Origin of the sequence: Rhodococcus yunnanensis NBRC 103083 (genome assembly GCF_001895005.1) — a bacterium.
GTDB classification, from domain to species: Bacteria; Actinomycetota; Actinomycetes; order Mycobacteriales; family Mycobacteriaceae; genus Rhodococcoides; species Rhodococcoides yunnanense.
The window spans coordinates 1-1,590 of sequence record NZ_BCXH01000048.1 but is presented as its reverse complement, the minus strand read 5'-3'; the positions used below and the strand labels follow the sequence as shown (position 1 = coordinate 1,590).

Annotated in this window: 1 protein-coding gene; it reads left to right on the top strand. The window is 63.5% G+C overall.

Annotated features, from left to right (window positions below; all coding sequences use genetic code 11):
- Window positions 1-73: 73 nt before the first annotated feature.
- Window positions 74-1,590, top strand: a 1,517-nt coding sequence (locus RY1_RS29195) for a condensation domain-containing protein (protein ID WP_281250038.1), incomplete at its 3' end; no start/stop codon positions are given.

Here is a 1,590-nt window from a genome sequence, read left to right as displayed (position 1 = left end):
TGGTGTGTCGCGGTTGGTGGGGTATGTGACGGGTGGGGTGGAGGGTGGTTGGGTGCGGGATCAGGTGGTGGGGGTGTTGCCGGAGCATATGGTGCCGTCGGTGGTGGTGGTGGTGGATCGGTTGCCGTTGACGGTGAATGGGAAGGTTGATCGTAAGGCGTTGCCGGTGCCGGTGTTCGGTGGTTCGGGTGGGGTGTCGCGGGGGCCGGTGTCGGAGGTGGAGGGTGTGTTGTTGGGTGTGTTCTGTGAGGTGTTGGGTGTGTCGGGTGTGGGTGTGGAGGATGATTTTTTTGTGTTGGGTGGGCATTCGTTGTTGGCGACGCGGGTGGTGTCGCGGGTGAATGCGGTGTTGGGTGTGTCGTTGTCGTTGCGGTCGGTGTTCGAGGCGCGGTCGGTGGTGGGGTTGGCTGTGGTGGTGGAGGCGTTGGTGGGCTCTGGTGTTCGGTTGAGTGTGGGTGAGGTGGCTGCGGAGCGGGCTGCGGCTGTCGCTGCGGGTTCGGGTGCGGGTTCGGTTGTGCCGGGGTCGTTCGGTCAGGTGGCGTTGTGGTTGTTGGATCAGGTGTCGGGTGTGTCGGATCAGTATGTGGTGCCGTTGGTTCAGGAGTTTTCGGGTGTGGTGGATGTGGATGCGTTGGTGGGTGCGGTGGGTGATGTGGTGGTGCGGCATGAGGTGTTGAGGTCGGTGTTGGTTGCTGATGATCGGTGGGTGGTGGGTGCGCGGGTGTTGGGTGTGGATGAGGTGTTGGGTGTGTCGGGTGTTGTGGGTGGTGGGTTGTTGGAGGTGTCGGTGGTCGATGGGTGTGGGTTGGGTGTGGTGGGTGTGCGGGAGTTGGTGGGGTCGGTGGTGTTGCGTGGGTTCGATTTGGGTGTTGATGTGCCGGTGCGGGGTGTGGTGGTGCGGGTCGATGGTGGTGTGGTGTTGGGGTTGGGGGTTCATCATGCGTTTGTCGATGAGTGGTCGGTGCCGGTGATCGAGCGTGATGTTGCTCGTGCGTATGCGGCGCGGGTGGCGGGTGTGTCGGTGGTGTGGGAGTCGTTGTCGGTGGGGTATGCCGATTTTGCTGTGTGGCAGCGTCGGTGGTTGGGGTCGGTGTCGGGTTCTGGTGTGTCGGTGTTGGAGGGGTTGTTGGGGTATTGGCGGGGTGTGTTGGAGGGTGTGTCGGGTGTGTCGGGGTTGCCGGTGGATGGGGTGCGTCCTGATGTGGTGTCGTGGCGTGCGGGTGGGGTGGGGTTGGTTGTGGAGGGTGTGGTGGTGGATCGGTTGCGGGTGCGTGCTGGTGAGTGTGGGGTGTCGATGTTCATGGTGGTGCAGGCGGCGGTGGTGGTGGCGTTGTCGGTGATGGGTGCGGGTGAGGATGTGGTGGTGGGTGCGCCGGTGGGTGGGCGTGAGGATGAGGCGTTGGTGGGGTTGGTGGGGTATTTCGTCAATACGTTGCCGTTGCGTTTCGATGTGTCGGGTAATCCGAGTGTGGGGCAGTTGTTGTCGCGGGTGCGGGGTGTGGTGTTGGGTGGGTTCGAGCATCAGGAGGCGCCGTTCGAGGAGATTGTGCGTGCGGTGGGGGTGCCGCGGGTGGCGTCGATGACTCCTCT